The sequence below is a fragment of the Dyadobacter luteus genome (assembly GCF_003383615.1).
Classification (GTDB): domain Bacteria; phylum Bacteroidota; class Bacteroidia; order Cytophagales; family Spirosomataceae; genus Dyadobacter; species Dyadobacter luteus.
Map to the genome: position 1 here is coordinate 1 of NZ_QNUL01000038.1, position 14982 is coordinate 14982.

Sequence of the window (14982 nt, forward strand, 5' to 3'; positions counted from 1 at the left end):
GCAAGTTCCATAATCAAAATAGTTAACCTTCCCACCGAAAAGATCAGCTACACAATATGGGTTCGTCGGACGCATACGATTGAAGTTGGAGGGATACGACATCATGAGCGCTCGTCCGTAATCCTGATCCAGTTGACCCTGGAAATTCATTCGGAAAGCGTACCTGTTATCATAGCAGCCTCTGCAGCCAGCAAAACTAACAAAAACATCTTTATAGAGAGGAATTGCTGCTTTGCATTAAAGCCGGAAAACAAGGTCAGCTTTTGTTGTTTCAAACGATCACAAAGATTTTATCTAACAGACATAAGTTCCTGCATATCCCCTGACGAAAGTAATTATGAAATTATATTTGGAATGATCATTCCGATTTATTTATCTTTACGGAACAATCATTCCACAATTAACAACAAATTTAAAAATGAGTAAGTTAAAGGGTAAAGTAGCAGTAGTAACAGGCGGAAGCGCCGGCATTGGCCTGTCCACTGCGAAAGAATTCATTGAGCAAGGCGCGAAGGTTATTATCACAGGGCGCAATCAACAAACCATTGATCAGGCGCTTCTACAATTAGGCAATAACGCCATGGGTATTCGGGCTGATGCTGCGAGCCTGCAAGACACAGACAAACTGGTTGAGCAGGTTCAATCCCAATTCGGGAAGGTCGACGTTCTGTTTGTAAATGCAGGTGTGGCACTTCAGGAGCCGGTCGGTCAGGTAACGGAATCTATATTTGATACCATGGTAGACATCAATTTTAAGGGCGCGGTTTTCACCACAGAAAAATTTATTCCTATTCTTAACGACGGAGCTTCGATCATCCACATGACCTCAGTGAGCGCGTTTACCTTTGCTTCGGGAACAGCCATTTACTCAGCAAGCAAGGCCGCACTGACTGCTTATAGTAAAAGTGCAGCAGTGGAGCTTTCAGACAGAAAAATCAGAATTAACATCGTTGCACCCGCTATGACAGAGACGGAAGCCATCTATAAAGGACAATTTGCGAGTGAAGAGATCCACACATTCATCAGAAGTAAAATGCCATTCAAACGCTACGGAGAGCCTGCTGAGGTGGCGCGAACTGTCGCATTTCTTGCATCTGATGAAACTTCATTTATCTCGGGTGCAGAAATCACCATTGACGGAGGAGCGTCTGTAAATGCACTACGTTTCTAATTTTTTTGTCTAAATACGGAACGAATGTTCCGTATTTACTATTTTTGTCGTAGTATATGTGTTTCTTCACAAAGCTTACTTATGGCAAGAACAAAAGTGTTTGATCAACAAGTGGTATTGGACAAAGCAATGAACTTGTTTTGGCAAAACGGCTACAATGCCACCTCTGCGCAGGACCTCGTCGACGGTCTTGGTATAAGTCGTTCCAGTTTATATGATACCTATGGTGACAAACATTCCCTTTTTATCCTTGCCTTGAAGCAATACAGGAAAGAAAGGATTGATCCCGTATTTGAACAGGCAGAAGTTGTTGAGGATGTAGAGGCCTATATCAGGAATGTTTTTGAAATCGTTAAAGCAGATGCTATTAGTCCCGAGCACAATAAGGGTTGTTTGATGGTGAACTCCGCAGTGGAATTGGCCCCCTTTGATTCCGAGGTAGCAATTATTGCGAATTCCATTATGGAAGATTCGGAAAATGCAGTTTGTAAAGCTATTGAACGGGGACAAAATTCCGGCGTCTTCACAACAAAACATTCGCCCCGCGCATTGGCAAGATTTATCTTCAATTCCCTTAACGGATTGCGGGTAACTATGAAATTTGATGCCAGCAAAGCGGTCTTTGACGACATCGTTACCGTTTGTTTATCCGCATTGAAGGCTTGAAAGACCCACTTAGCAGAAGCTCCTAAATTATAAATCGAACCATCCTCCATCCTATTTTGATCGATTGCCCTAAGACAATCTGCAAGGGAATCTAACAAATAATCACCTTGTCACATAATACTATACACTACCTGTTTCAGAAGTCAAAATCAGAGCTGTGCAGGATATAAGATGTGAGAATCTTGGCAATACAATTAACCTTTCGTTTGAATCCGTGATATGCATACAAGCTTCAGGGTTTTGCATACAGCCGCCTGACTGAGGCTTCTGATATTTGCATAACAAAAAACAAACAGCATGGAAATCAAAAAAACGAATTTAGGTAATCAAGGTTTAGTAGTGCCGGTGATCGGGCTGGGCTGCATGGGCATGACAGGCTTTGAAGAAGGACATATGTATGGACCAGCAGACGAAAAGGAAGCCATCGCGACCATTCACCGGTCACTGGAACTGGGTGGTAATTTTCTGGACACTGCCGATCTTTACGGACCTTTAAAAAACGAACAGCTCATCGCGAAAGCAATTCAGGGGAAACGCGAAAAATACATTATCGCCTCTAAATTCGGATGGGAAATTGATGACAATAACAAAGTTACCTGGGCGATTAACGGTCAAAAAAAGTATGTAAAAAAAGCATTGGAGCGCTCTCTGAAAAATCTGGGTACCGATTACATTGATCTGTATTACCTTCACAGACTTGATAAAAACACACCTGTCGAGGAAACGGTGGAAGCGATGAGTGAACTTGTGAAGGAAGGGAAAGTGGGGTATCTTGGCTTATCGGAAGTCTCTTCCGAAACTGCCCGCAGAGCACATGCCGTACACCCGATAACGGCCGTGCAAAGCGAATACTCACTTTTTGAGCGTACTGTGGAAGAGCGCGGTGTACTCCAAACGCTTGATGAACTTGGCATCGGTTTTGTAGCTTACTCTCCGTTAGGACGTGGTTTTCTATCAGGGCAAATTCGCAGTATCGACGACCTTCCTGAGAATGACTTCCGGCGGGCCATCCCCCGCTTTCAACAGGAGTACTTTTACAAAAATATCGAACTGGTACAAGCAATCGAACAGATGGCTTCGGCGAAAAATGTTACCTCGTCTCAACTGGCGCTTGCGTGGATTATCAGCAAAGGAATTTTACCAATTCCGGGTACAAAAAGAACAAAATATGTTGAACAGAATATTGCGGCAACCGCTATTGAATTGAGCCCCGACGACCTGTCCAAACTTGAAAGCATTGTACCATTGGGTACCGACACCGGTAAACCATACGATGAGTTCAGCATGGGACTTATTGATTAATCCACCGAAACGGTTGCATTGAATTTTTTGCAACCGTTTTATTTACTTTACGCCATGAATTCTATCAAATCCATATCGGAGTTTCACAGGTTACTGTCTCTTCCTGAGCCTCGTCATCCGCTGGTGAGCGTGGTCAATCTTTCAGAAAGCATTTTTCTGCAGGATGATGTGTGGAAGGGTTTTGTAAACCGCTTCTATTGCGTAGCGCTGAAAAGAGAAGCAAAAGGCAAAATCAAGTATGGCCAGCAGCATTACGATTATGACAAAGGCGTGCTTAGCTTCACCGCTCCAAACCAGGTGCAATATCTCGATCTTCAGACCGTAGAATGCGGGTCAGGATACCTGCTCATTTTCCATCCGGATTTTCTGCTGACCCATGCATTGGCTACGACCATTCACAACTATGGATTCTTTTCCTACGCTGTCAATGAGGCATTACACCTTTCTGCGGAAGAGGAAGAAGACCTGATCAGTATTCTTCATAAAATTGATAAAGAATGTACACATATAGACAAGCACACACAAGAAATTATTCTGTCTCAGATTGAGCTGCTGCTCAGTTATTCTCAACGTTTTTATGAAAGGCAATTTATTACCCGGAAAAACCTCAATCATCAGCTCCTCGTCCGTTTTGAACAATTATTAGACAATTATTTCGATTCTAATGAACCGACAGAAAAGGGGCTTCTTACCGTGCAACAAATTGCTGAACAGATGAACCTTTCGCCAAATTACCTGAGTGACCTTCTACGCATCCATACAGGGCAGAATACCCAGCAGCACATCCATGAAAAGCTGATTGCTAAAGCGAAGGAAAGGCTCTCTACGACCAGCCTGTCGATCAGTGAAATTGCCTATGCATTGGGTTTTGAACACGCACAGTCATTCAGCACGTTATTTAAGAAGAAGACCAGCATTTCACCCATAGAGTTCAGGCAAACCTTCAATTAATGCCGGATTTATCAGTAATTACTTTCAAAATCATGTCAATAAACTCCTGTTCGGAATAAGTCTTTACGGGATCAGGATTCTTGTCATAAGCATCTTCTCCCTGTAAAAGATTTAGTTCTTTGTTCAGACGAAATATAAAGCAATGTCCTCCCACGTTGGTAAATACATGTTCCTTGTTATTGAATTGAATATAAAGATTGTATTCCTCGTCCTTTTTCGGAAAGTATTCAGGCAGAATATCCACTTGAATAAACTCATTCTTCCAATAGCATAATTGGAGTGCTTTCGCCGGATCATTATTAATAACCATCCTGACTTCACCATTAACATCTGTATCCTGTTTATTGTCTATAATATCAAAATCAGGACAATAGCTTTGAATTTCGGATAATAGCTTTTTAAAAAGAAACTGCATTGCGCTTTATTGAAGTGTGGGCTGAATATACGCAATATCATCGAAAATATTCTAGAAATAGCTTAATGTCGTGTACAATTATATCAATGTTCAGTAATACTTGTAGATTTCTAATTACATCTTAATACGTATATTGTCTAATCTAAATTCTTAATAAAAAGACAGATGGCGTTACGAAAACGGTTTCATTTTCCACGATTTATTTTACCGTTAAGTTAATTTAGAGCAAACTTCGGATGCAGGTTGGGATAAATGAAATGTAGCTTGTACTTTGTGGTTACATCAACCTTCATAGTCCTGCTTTATGAGAAAACTGTTACTATACTCAGCTGTGTTAATTGCCTTTCAGTCTCATGCTCAGATTTCCTTTATCGACAGCACAACTACCTGGGAACAGCTTTCTAAAGCTGCTAAAAAGGACAAAAAGCTTCTTTTTATCCATTTATGGGGCACCGGATGTGAACAATGCAATGAAGTGGCCAATCAGGGATTCAAAAGCCCCGGGCTCCAAAAGATATTTCAGGACAATTTCATTGCTATCAGCGCTGATATAACCTCTGAAAATGGCAAAAAACTGGCTGAAAAGTTTCAGATCCGTGCACCTTTCGTCTCACTTTTTGCAGATCCGGAAGGTAATCTTCTCAACAGATACAACGGAACCACAAACAACGCTGGCACCTATCTGGAAAATGCCAAACTGGCTATCCAACGGAAATCGGGCAAGCAACTCAGTGATTACGAAAAAGAATATCAAAAAGGACAACGGTCAATCGTTTTTCTGAAAGAGTTTATTCGCAAAAGGCGTGAAGTTAATTTACCATCAGGCGATTTATTAGATGAATATGTCGGCAAACTACCGGTAGATTCTTTAGCTGATCTACAAGTGATCAGATTCATATTTCAACAGGGACCAACGCTCGACAGCAGAGCTTACAAATTAATTCAGGCGATAAGCGGCTCGGGCAAAGGAAATAAAAGGTTGGTAGATAGTTTGTATAAATCTATTCCTTACCAGGAAGCAGTAGCGATTAACAGAGCAATTATAGCTAATAGCATGCAAAAAGCTGTTCAGACAAAAGATATAAATCTTGCTTCCCAAACCGCATATTTTACGCAGCAGACCTATTCTCCTGATTTTAATTCAGGCAGACTTTATTATCACCGGGGTCTGATCAACTTCTATTATACAATTAAAGATACAACAAGCTATTTCAGAGAATCGAGCCTCTTCATAACGAATACTCATCTTCGGATGACCGTTGATTCCCTGAAAAGAATAGATGAGGCAGCTTTTGAAAAATCCAGGGAGCGACAAATGCCAATGGGTCCGGGCGGATCAAGGCAGGCAGTACAATTTGCTCCGCCTTCCCAACATTTTCATATGGAACTCAATGAGCATGCCTGGCACTTTTACCAGCTTAACAACAAAACCAGGGACCTGGAACAAGCGCTGATGTGGTCGAAAAAATCGATGGAATGGTATGAAGACCTGCGCCGGGATAAGAATTATATGCCACTGGGAAACCCAGCCTATATCGATACCTATGCACATTTACTCTATAAACTCAACCGCAAAAGCGAAGCGATTGAATGGCAAACTAAAGCGGTGGAAGCTCAAAAAGTAACCGGCCAGTCTTGGGTATCTATGGAAAAAGATTTGGAGAAAATGAAAGCCGGGACTCTGCAGTGGTAGTGCTCATTAAATCGTCTTCACTTCAATAATATATTTTCTAAATATTGCGGCGCTTTGCTGTGAACACACTAAACAGAAAGTACCAGATTGTAACGAACCGACCGCCCTGCACCTTGTTGTTCAAAAATACCGGTTTGATACAGATGCTGCAGATCCCTGGTAGCGGTTGCCTTCGACGTTTTGGTGATGGACATGTATTTGGCCGCACTCATCCCTCCTTCAAAACCAGACGGTCCGCTTTGAAGCATTCTGTTAATCACTTTTGATTGTCGGTCGTTTAAAATTAGATTATATTGATCAAAGAACCTTGTCTTCTTCACTGTGAATTCAATAGTATCTCTCGCGTCACGTTGTGCCTCCAATATGACGTTGGTGAAATAAAGAATCCAGTCAGAAATTTCCAGTTGCGACTGGGCGGCTTTTAAGGCGTCGTAATATTGCTTCTTGTTTTTCTCTATGACCTTTGACATAGACAGAAGCACTGGACCTTTCAGTGAGCTAGAGAGCGTAAATTCTGCCAGAGCCCTTCCGATACGACCATTACCATCTTCAAAAGGATGGATGGATTCAAAATACAAATGAGCAATAGCTGCCTTGATCAGGGCGGCTGTGATATCGTCGGCATGTTGACTCTTAGGTGTATTAAACCATTCCAAAAATTGCTGCATTTCATTCTCCACGCAAGTGGATGGTGGAGCCTGATAATGAACGATTTCTCGTCCCAATGCGCCTGAAATAACCAACATGGGCTCGGCGCTCGTTCGCCAGCAACCAGCATTAATTCCAGGATAAGACTCCATCAGAATCTTGTGCCAGCTTAAAATCATTTCCTTTGATAATTTTTGCTGCGACTGCTCTTTGATTATTGTCATCAAAGTTGCCACACCGAAAACTCTTTTATCTGCAATTTTATGACCATCGCTGATACCTAAATTCTTCCGGATGGAGAACATCACACCGATCCGGCTCATGTACTCTCCTTCGATCTCCGAAGTTTTCATAACCTCAGAAATCAGAATTTCCAGTTGCGTCTGCCGGGTCAAATCCTGATTCAAACCCACTAGTTTAATGATTTCAGAGATAATAAACTAAAATTATTATCTCTGTGGTATGGCCAGGATAGCACAACCCATCATAGCGAGTGAAGAAGACCGTCTGGAACTTCTTGTAATGAGCCGCTCTTTTAAAATAGAGAAACGATACAGCCAAAGGGCAGAAGTAATCCTTTTGAGTCTGGAAGGAAAAGGATTGATGAGATCATTATCAGCACGGGTTTGACCCGCCCTATTGTGAATAAATGGCGGCAACGGTTTCGCAGATTGCGCCTTGCCGGTTTGAAAGACGCTGCCAGGAGCGGTAAACCTGCCACGGTAACAGCCAGCCAAAAAGCGATGGTAATTCAAAAAGCCTGTGAGAAGCCTGATGGCGGCTACACCCACTGGTCGCAGAGACGAATCGGACAGCAGGTAGGTATCAGCCAAACCAAGGTGCAACAGATTCTGAAGAAAGCAGACCTGAAACCGTACAAAATAGAATACTGGTGTGGCAAAAGTCCTGATCCTGAATTTGAACAGAGGATGTTTAATATCGTGGGGCTATACATGAATCCACCGGAAAATGTGATTGTGGATAACCTGGCAATCCATAAATATAAAAAAGTAAAAGAATGGTTAGCTGGCAAAAGAAAGATAAAACTACACTTCACGCCAACCTACTGCTCGTGGCTTAACCAGGTCGAGATATTTTTCAACATGCTATCAAAAGACGTACTAAAAGGAGGTGTCTGGAAATCAGTTGAACAGCCATCAGCACAACTCATCGAATATATTAAAACTTACAATCAGACAAAGGCCAAGCCATTCGCATGGACATACACCGGAAATCTACTATCAGTTAGTTAATTTACTTAAAAATCATTACACTAGTTGCTGGTTGACCCAATTAACTATTATGTTCAAACTCACTTTGAACAAGTATCAGCTTATAACAGATCTCCTATACCTCCATACACAAATGAAGATATAGGAGAATGAAAATCTTATTGAGTTGTCGCTTTTTGCCAATTAATACCCTGAGTTATTATTGACAATTTCATATTGCCTTCCTTTTACAAAGATTTTCTGCAGTCTAATGCGCTGTTTTCGAAAAGAAATTCATGATAACAACCCCAGCAACTATAAATGCAATGCCAATTATTGCTGCCATGTCTATTTTTTGCTTAAATATTACAACGGAAACACCTACAGTAAGAACAATCCCCAATCCCGCCCAAATGGCATAAGCAATGCCCAATGGAATTGTTTTAAGTGCCAGTGAAAGGAAATAGAAACAACTTAGGTAAGCTATGACAAAAATTGTTGACGGCAACAATTTGGTGAATCCGTCGGAGGCTTTCATAAAGCTTGAACCAATAACCTCTAATACAATGGCTAAGGATAGAAACACGTATTTCATATTGATTTAAGATAAAAATGTCTCCTTTAAATACTGTCTTAAATCAGTAGGTTTTCGACCCAACAATTGTTCTAAATCTGAGGCAGATATTTCATATTCGTCATTTTTAATAATTGCAGTAAGCAGTAATAAGTACCAGATACTACCTTCATCCAAACCTGATTTCCTTAGTTGCATTTCATATTCAGATGGATCGGGGCTGGTGTAGGAGACCGGCTTTTGAGATATTTCTGACAGTATTCGGGCAATATCGGCAAATGAATAAGAGGGAAGAGCCGTTGTTACATAAATTTTATTTTCATGTCCTTCGCCAGCCAGGACATTTGCAATGGCTTCTGCCATGTCTGCTCTGGTAGCAAAACTCGCTTTGCCATTGCCTGTTGGCAAATAAATACCTGTTTCCGGAACATGCTCCCCAACAAAAAACGGAATTGTTTCAGAATACAAACCATTCTGGAAAATGGTAAAGGTCATGCCGCTTTCGATTATGTAATTTTCGGTAGTAATATATGAGTCTACCAAGGGACCGAGCTGCGATTGACCAACTGACTTGTTCAAAGCACCGCTAGTGTAGTAAATATGCCTCACTCCCACTTCCTTAGCAGCATCAATCATGTTTTTATGTTCTACTAAAGTATCATTTCCATGGCTACTAATCAGCAATAATTTCTCGACGCCTTGCAGCGCTTCTGCTAGTGATGCTTTGTGGGCATAATCTCCAATAAGGATACCAATCCCCTTGTCTGCGAATGCCTGTGCCTTGGATACATTTCTGTACAAACCTGCAATTTTATTTGCCGACATTTTCGTTAGTAGGTTTGCAATTACCGCAGTTCCTAAATTTCCTGATGCACCTGTTACTAATATCATAAACTACTTTTTTTAAAATTTATGATACAAAGGAAGCTCAAATAAGGGCCACTAATTTTGACAAAAGTCAAAATCGTTTATTTCCTTCTGATACGACTTAACGTTTCTTGTTTAATGCCCAGGTATGATGCTATATGCCCCAATGAAATTCTCTGCGTGGCGCTTGGTTGATATATTTGCAAGGAATTATAGCGTTGCTCGGCATTTTCGGTTTGCAATGACATTGCCCGTTCTGCCACAACTACACAACATTCTTCTGCTATTTTTCTTCCAATATTACTCATTTCATGAAACTTTCTATAAAGCTCATTAAGATCCTTACTTGATATATAATGGTAAGTAGTGGTCTCCAAGAACTGAATATTTTCAAAAGATGGTTGGTCATAGAAAAGCGGCATGGCTGAACCTAAGATAGCATTTTCAAAACCGAACCAAGCATTTATCTCGTGGTTGTCTCTAATGAAATATGACCGTACGAGCCCTGTTTCTATAACAAACAAGCTGGATACAACCTGCCCTTGTTTTATAAAGAAATCACCTTTCTGTTTGGTCCTACTTTTAACGTACTTAGCCAATTCCTGCTCTATTTCGTACGGTAAGTTTCCGTATTCTTTGAATTTATTTATTAAGGCATTCATGCTCTTTCTTTTGGTTGACACCTTTGCCGTTTAAATTTTTAATCTTTGCTCGCCTCTTCCTGAGCAGTCTAACTGCCAATCATGGGTAGAGACCCTGGCATATCCAATGAGCATATTTGGTAAAATAACTTGATAAGACCTCAATATCCTGATGTGCCGATTAGATTTTTAAGTTGACCGAAAATGTTACTGAACCAGACAATACGATGCTAATACCGGAAAAGTTTATTCTGAAAGCATTACTCAACAGATTATCAGAACCGGTTATCTCATCAAGTAGTCATGGAGATTTCTCTCACGTACTCCCGTTCGTCTTTTTTAAAATATCTTTTCTTGAACAGAGCAAAAGTGGATCCATTTTACATTTAAATTAGTCTGGCTGCACAGGCCTCTTCCCTACCCCTGATCGAAGGCAATTTCGAGATTTTGGATTTAAAAAGAAATCAGAACTACAAGTTGAGCAAAATTATGGATGACCTGCATTATAATATTCTTATGGGCTGTCAAAACTGATCCAATTTGAGAGAAGTATTACAATAATACACTTCTGCCATTCACAAACCTTGTTTCAACGGCTAAGTTTCACGATCATATCTACTAGCTCCGCACTATTATAATCTGCTGCTCCTTCATGCCGGTAAACCATTTTGCCTTCCTTACTGAGGATCACTGTCGTAGGGATGCTCCCCTGCATAAAAACGGTTGGAATTTCACTTGCGGGGCTCACCACTTCCAAAGCGTAATGGTGCTTTTTCATAAAACTGACTGATTTCTCGTGATTGCCGTCAACATCAACCATTAAAAAAACGACATTCTCATTATCCTTAAACTTACCATATAACGCATCAATAGAGGGCATTTCTGCAATACAAGGCGGGCACCAGGTTGCCCAAAAATTGACAAATACAACTTTTCCTTTAAGTGATGCGATGTTAACCGTTATACCGTCACCATCCCGGAATAAAACATTTGGCAATGGATCTGTTGAGGCGTCATCGGGCTGTTTGTCTATTTTGGGCTGGAACAGTCCCACTTTCATCAGTGTCTGGATGGTCCACGCCTTCACCTCAGGGTTTAAAACCATGGCAGCTAAAAACACCACCATCACCCCAGTACTTATGTTTGACGCTGACAACCATTTCTTTTTCATGCTATTCATCTCAATCCTGAGTTCCATTGATTATAAGTTTCTTTACCGATCTATACAGTTTTAGAATTTTTGTAGCCGGACTGGTCACCTGGCAGACAACAAGAGGTATACAAATGATAGGGAGAAGAAATCCAGAAAATAAACAAGCTATCAGCAAGGCAGCTAACCTGTAATGCGTTGACTGTCGCTACATAAGAGGTCATTAAAAAGAAAATCTGTCTACCACATGAATAAATGGTGAGGCTAAGTTTGTAGAATTTCACTAAACAATTTGCCATCAAGCCAACCAAATCTATGCAGATTGTCAAAAACTAGCGTCAACGGGCCAATCATTTCGGAAGTCACCGGGCCAAATTTTCTAGCCCGAATTAGTCTTGGCATCTGAAAATGGAGGTTATTGGGCCAAAATCAACCTCAATCCAATCATGACGTATTACTACAGGCAACTTAACTTTTTAACACGGAAGTCATTGGGACACTTTCCATGATTTGTCATAGCCTTATTCCTGAATTAAATCTCAGCGACATCGCCGGATAAAGGATCAATATCACAGAAATACGCAGCTTAATTGCATTAAAATTAAGGGGGGGGAGTAACAGCTATCCGACCATTACCTGCTGTAGTGCATAATCAACCACTACTTCGGAAGGGACAATTGCCGGCGAATCTCAGCCACATAATCAGTCGTGATTTCAAGAGCTGAAGCAATAAGGATAGTTTGATCAGGTTTTCAGCTGCGGTTCTTGACTTCCCTAGTTCACCTTCTTTGCGGCCTTTTTCAACAAAAATATCTAAAGTGCTCATAACTGTCTCTTTTATTTGGTTGGGTAGCGAAGTGACCAACTCTATAAGCTGATATTCGCCTAACTCACTGTTTACGAATCTATAAACAATCAAACTTGTTTGCAATTTCTTCTCGGTATCCACTGCCAGCTGGAATATTGTTGGGTCCATTCACTCAATCGTTCCTTGAACACACTATATTTCATTGCCAGTAGCGATGCTGCAAGAAATTTATTTTGTAAAGTCTGAATCTTCTCATCAGAAATTTCGCCCAGATTGTGAAAAATGTACTGGTAGTCCGGGATCTAGACCATAAAACAGAGAGGACAAGGTTCTGTATTCCCACCGGTTTTTACCGTGGTAAAGTAGAATCCGAATTATCAATGAAGGATTCTCACCATCAGAAATTTGTTTTAACAGCCCTGAAAAAATATAGCTGCCGATTTGAATCGGGGTATATTTATCTACATAACTTTTGTGTTCAATCAACAGGAAGATTCTCACTTCCCCTGCTTTATCCGCTCTTTGGCAAACATAGACGATATCTGAGATGGATGCCTGCAGCTCTTTTGAAACATATGTGTCAGGAAGCTGCCTTAAAGTCGACAGATTTAGTTTTTCAAATCGGTCCTGGCAAACGTGAGCGGAAATGATCCAGCGCAATCTGCGGGGTTGCCCATAATGGCCCGAAGAAACGTATCATGCTTTGATCTATACTCACTCATTCGGCAAAGATTTACGTTTTGCCTGTTACCGTAATGTGATGAATGGCTATTTGTTCAAGGCTCTTTGAAGATTTTTACCCGGCTACAGAAAAGGCCATGCAGGATGTTTTTCAAAATCACAGCTACTATCAAATTGCCGCGGGCAATAGCATATCGAGTGAGTCAACTTGGGCATTTGTTGCTATGATCGATCTTATGCCTGCAAGTCCCCTCGGAGTCCTACTGATTTTTGAAAAATTGATCTTTCCAAAGATTCAGTTTTTAGACAAGCATGAATCTATACTATTGAACGAGTACTCATTAGTGACAAAGATTATTCGCACAACCAAAGGTTGTAAAATACGTATACACTTCAAAACTTTCTCCTGAATGGGATTTTGATTAAAATCGGATCTATTCAAGATACTTAGCCTTTCCCGGACACGTCGCGGTCGTCAACACCCAGGCGACCGATATTAGTATTGTACAATTGTCATTTTTATCTTACCGAATAATAAGTATACTTTTTCGAAGAATGTGCCTATTTAGCCAAATTTGGCACATTATACCATAACTACACTATTTTACAGTATGTTAATCAATTAAATTCTAAAAAATGATTTTTGATTTGTAAAAATATTTCTACTTTTGTACTGCAATTGCAAATTGCAGTAACATATCTATCTATCAAAAATTATTACAATTCTATGAAATCTAAACTTACAGCTCTAGCCTTTGTGCTGGCGTTCGTTTTAGCCATCGGCTCGTCTTTTTCAGCGCTCGCACAAGACACAAGAACTGACAACCACCAAATCACTGTAGATGTGCCGATCGTTGCGCTGCTTGATTTGGAAACTACAGGAAGCAATAAGAATTTTACAGCCACTTTTACACAGAGAACACCCCTGGAGGCTGGTGAAAAGATTGATGCGCCTGCTAACAATTCAACGTTATGGCTTAACTACTCATCGATTCAAACCGGTAGCATTCCCAAACGCGTTGACGTAAGTGCAAGTGCACTTGTTCCAGGCGTTACAATCCACCTGATAGCAGCAGAGTCCGCAACTGGGGCTGGCAGCTTAGGCGGCCCAACTGCAGGGTTTAATCTGACTGCTGCTGCTCAGCCACTTATAACCGGCATAGGAAGTGCTTATACAGCGAACGGACCTAACAATGGCCACCAGCTAACTTATTCTTTCTTGGCTGAGGACGAAAATTATGGTGAGCTTCGTTCAGGAGGCACAACTATCAGCGTTACCTATACGCTGGCTGACAACTAAAAATCCAGCGTCAGTTTTTGGGAAATTCTTATTGTTCTTGCAAGCCGGGCTTCATCTATTGATGAAGTCCGGCCTGCGAAGTCAACCCTAAAATCTCCGTGTCGATGAAACTTCACTTTACACAACTAACGCTAAGCCTGCTTCTCTCGACAACTCTGCATGCTTCCGTAGTTATCGTTAATGGCCTAACACACGCACACACCATACGTAGTGTTGATTCAAAAACCCAGGGTGTAATCCGCGTAAAAAATCAGGGAGCTAAGGAGTCTCGTATACTCGTTTACCGGCAGGATCTCACTTCAGAATGCGGTAAATCTGCCACATATCCAGAGACGGGCAGCCATAGCCGCTCGTTGGGCAACGACTTGAAAACCAACGTAGATGAAAAACTGTTGGCAGCCAACGAAGAATATGAACTTCACTACTCCATCGAGCTTGACAAAGCCAAAGCCGCTGCCGGTTCTTACTGGGAAGTCGTGATGGTTGAAGTAGCCGAGCCCGTGCAAGAGCAAGCTGCACAGGGGATACAGGTAAACTCCAAAGTACGCTACGCGATCCAAGTCATTGTCGATGTCGGCACGTATGAGGGCCCTGCACTCACTTATGAAAGTGTAGTATTTGACAAGGTTTCTGACAAACTTTCACTGCTTAAAGTAACCCTTAAAAACAATGGCACCTTTAGCGCCAGAACAGGGGTCATACTTGAAATTTATGACGCGGCCGGCAACAAACTCAAAGCTACCGAGCCTACCAACAGAATGCTTTATCCACGCAACTGCAGCACATTTGAGATTCCGGTGACAGATCTGCCGAAAGGGAAATACGACAGCGTCATTATCGCCGATACTAAAAAAGACTTGTTTGGTTCAAACATCGCTTTACTGGTTGAATAATTCTATTCGAA

17 protein-coding genes are annotated in these 14982 nt (G+C 41.2%); 9 read left to right on the plus strand and 8 right to left on the minus strand.

The genetic code is table 11. From position 1 onward, the window contains the following. Positions 1 to 418: 418 nt before the first annotated feature. The 4 genes from DSL64_RS26565 to DSL64_RS26580 all read left to right on the plus strand — a co-directional run bounded on the left by DSL64_RS26565 (position 419) and on the right by DSL64_RS26580 (position 4090). Positions 419 to 1171, plus strand: a complete 753-nt coding sequence (locus DSL64_RS26565) for a glucose 1-dehydrogenase (protein ID WP_115833999.1) — start codon at positions 419 to 421, stop codon at positions 1169 to 1171. Positions 1172 to 1252: 81 nt separating this feature from the next. Then, the gene (locus tag DSL64_RS26570) at positions 1253 to 1837 is read left to right on the plus strand and encodes a TetR/AcrR family transcriptional regulator (protein ID WP_115834000.1); all 585 of its coding nucleotides are present in this window, start codon (positions 1253 to 1255) and stop codon (positions 1835 to 1837) included. Positions 1838 to 2134: 297 nt separating this feature from the next. Further along, positions 2135 to 3139, plus strand: coding sequence for an aldo/keto reductase (locus DSL64_RS26575; protein ID WP_115834001.1), 1005 nt, complete (start codon positions 2135 to 2137; stop codon positions 3137 to 3139). Between the two features lie 54 nt (positions 3140 to 3193). After that, positions 3194 to 4090, plus strand: coding sequence for a helix-turn-helix domain-containing protein (locus DSL64_RS26580; RefSeq protein WP_115834002.1), 897 nt, complete (start codon positions 3194 to 3196; stop codon positions 4088 to 4090). On the opposite strand, the gene DSL64_RS26585 is transcribed toward DSL64_RS26580, so the two are convergent. Then, on the minus strand, positions 4083 to 4505 hold the full coding sequence (locus DSL64_RS26585; protein ID WP_115834003.1) for a hypothetical protein: 423 nt from the start codon (positions 4503 to 4505) through the stop codon (positions 4083 to 4085). The genes DSL64_RS26580 and DSL64_RS26585 overlap by 8 nt on opposite strands. Before the next feature lie 304 nt (positions 4506 to 4809). On the opposite strand from DSL64_RS26585, the gene DSL64_RS26590 reads away from it, so the two are divergent. After that, complete coding sequence (locus DSL64_RS26590; protein WP_115834004.1) at positions 4810 to 6198, plus strand: thioredoxin family protein; 1389 nt, start codon at positions 4810 to 4812, stop codon at positions 6196 to 6198. Positions 6199 to 6266: 68 nt separating this feature from the next. On the opposite strand, the gene DSL64_RS26595 is transcribed toward DSL64_RS26590, so the two are convergent. Beyond that, positions 6267 to 7259 (minus strand): Fic family protein, encoded by a 993-nt coding sequence (locus tag DSL64_RS26595; protein WP_262512422.1) that lies wholly within the window; start codon positions 7257 to 7259, stop codon positions 6267 to 6269. Positions 7260 to 7308: 49 nt separating this feature from the next. Between DSL64_RS26595 and DSL64_RS29195 the strand changes: the two genes are divergently transcribed. Further along, positions 7309 to 7476 (plus strand): hypothetical protein, encoded by a 168-nt coding sequence (locus DSL64_RS29195; RefSeq protein ID WP_199539513.1) that lies wholly within the window; start codon positions 7309 to 7311, stop codon positions 7474 to 7476. Next, positions 7473 to 8099: a transposase gene (locus DSL64_RS26600; protein ID WP_199539515.1), complete on the plus strand. Its 627-nt coding sequence runs from the start codon at positions 7473 to 7475 to the stop codon at positions 8097 to 8099. The genes DSL64_RS29195 and DSL64_RS26600 overlap by 4 nt, the downstream gene beginning before the upstream one ends. Before the next feature lie 226 nt (positions 8100 to 8325). Here the strand turns inward: DSL64_RS26600 and DSL64_RS26605 are convergent, their stop codons facing one another. From DSL64_RS26605 to DSL64_RS29610, 6 genes are all read right to left on the minus strand, one after another. After that, complete coding sequence (locus DSL64_RS26605) at positions 8326 to 8652, minus strand: DMT family transporter (RefSeq protein ID WP_115834005.1); 327 nt, start codon at positions 8650 to 8652, stop codon at positions 8326 to 8328. Between the two features lie 6 nt (positions 8653 to 8658). Beyond that, on the minus strand, positions 8659 to 9522 hold the full coding sequence (locus tag DSL64_RS26610) for an SDR family oxidoreductase (RefSeq protein ID WP_115834006.1): 864 nt from the start codon (positions 9520 to 9522) through the stop codon (positions 8659 to 8661). A 77-nt stretch (positions 9523 to 9599) separates the two neighbouring features. Then, entirely contained in the window at positions 9600 to 10160 is a 561-nt protein-coding gene (locus tag DSL64_RS26615) for a Crp/Fnr family transcriptional regulator (protein ID WP_115834007.1), read from the minus strand. A gap of 568 nt (positions 10161 to 10728) precedes the next feature. Next, on the minus strand, positions 10729 to 11337 hold the full coding sequence (locus DSL64_RS26620) for a TlpA family protein disulfide reductase (RefSeq protein ID WP_199539517.1): 609 nt from the start codon (positions 11335 to 11337) through the stop codon (positions 10729 to 10731). Between the two features lie 604 nt (positions 11338 to 11941). Continuing rightward, positions 11942 to 12115 (minus strand): hypothetical protein, encoded by a 174-nt coding sequence (locus tag DSL64_RS29050; RefSeq protein WP_158547983.1) that lies wholly within the window; start codon positions 12113 to 12115, stop codon positions 11942 to 11944. 237 nt (positions 12116 to 12352) lie between these two features. Further along, on the minus strand, positions 12353 to 12757 hold the full coding sequence (locus DSL64_RS29610) for an Rpn family recombination-promoting nuclease/putative transposase (protein WP_115834009.1): 405 nt from the start codon (positions 12755 to 12757) through the stop codon (positions 12353 to 12355). Positions 12758 to 13505: 748 nt separating this feature from the next. On the opposite strand from DSL64_RS29610, the gene DSL64_RS26640 reads away from it, so the two are divergent. Together DSL64_RS26640 and DSL64_RS26645 are read left to right on the plus strand one after the other, a co-directional pair. Beyond that, positions 13506 to 14078 (plus strand): hypothetical protein, encoded by a 573-nt coding sequence (locus DSL64_RS26640; protein WP_199539519.1) that lies wholly within the window; start codon positions 13506 to 13508, stop codon positions 14076 to 14078. 104 nt (positions 14079 to 14182) lie between these two features. Continuing rightward, a complete protein-coding gene (locus tag DSL64_RS26645; protein ID WP_115834011.1) occupies positions 14183 to 14971 on the plus strand; it encodes a hypothetical protein in 789 nt (262 codons plus the stop codon). Positions 14972 to 14982 lie beyond the last annotated feature (11 nt).